3 protein-coding genes are annotated in these 411 nt (G+C 46.0%); all 3 read left to right on the top strand.

Annotated features, from left to right (window positions below; translation table 11 throughout):
- Window positions 1-22: 22 nt before the first annotated feature.
- The gene (locus EZM41_RS14445; protein WP_446697789.1) at window positions 23-145 is read left to right on the top strand and encodes a cation transporter dimerization domain-containing protein; all 123 of its coding nucleotides are present in this window, start codon (window positions 23-25) and stop codon (window positions 143-145) included.
- Window position 146: 1 nt separating this feature from the next.
- Entirely contained in the window at window positions 147-281 is a 135-nt protein-coding gene (locus tag EZM41_RS14440; protein WP_446697788.1) for a HAMP domain-containing protein, read from the top strand.
- Window positions 278-411: PIG-L family deacetylase (locus tag EZM41_RS14435; protein WP_198468192.1), on the top strand; the 134-nt coding region annotated here is incomplete at its 3' end. The genes EZM41_RS14440 and EZM41_RS14435, both read left to right, overlap by 4 nt.

The raw sequence follows: 411 nt of genomic DNA, 5'->3' as shown, positions 1-411 counted from the left end.
GCTCGTCTCACTCGATTTTTCAATCGTTGAATCGCATGATATATCGGAAGATCTGGAGGAAAAGCTGAGGAACAAAATCGGGAGAGATACGCACATCACCAAACACATAGAGCCTACTTTGGAAGGCTCCAAAGCCGTCGGATAAGATGCAACAATTAGCAAGTGGAGATCTTTCTTCTAAACTTGAAGTAAAATCATCGCTTGCCGAGATAAAGGTTCTATCGCGAGCGGTAAATGACATGATACATGGAGTATCGGGTTTAATTGCTTCTGTTTCATGAATATTTTAGTTGTGGCTGCGCACCCCGATGACGAAGTCCTTGGTTGCGGTGGCACTATCGCTCGACTAACCCAAGAAGGGCACGACGTTTACATTGCCATTTTGGGCGAAGGCATCACGTCCCGCTACGA

The organism is Acetomicrobium sp. S15 = DSM 107314 (genome assembly GCF_016125955.1).
GTDB lineage: Bacteria > Synergistota > Synergistia > Synergistales > Thermosynergistaceae > Thermosynergistes > Thermosynergistes pyruvativorans.
Note: the sequence above shows the minus strand (reverse complement) of the source record. Positions and strands in the feature narration are given on the sequence as shown.

What these genes read in the sequence shown, in the direction of transcription:
- EZM41_RS14440 (WP_446697788.1), top strand. Translation starts at nt 147, where the DNA reads ATGCAACAATTAGCAAGTGGAGATCTTTCTTCTAAACTTGAAGTAAAA.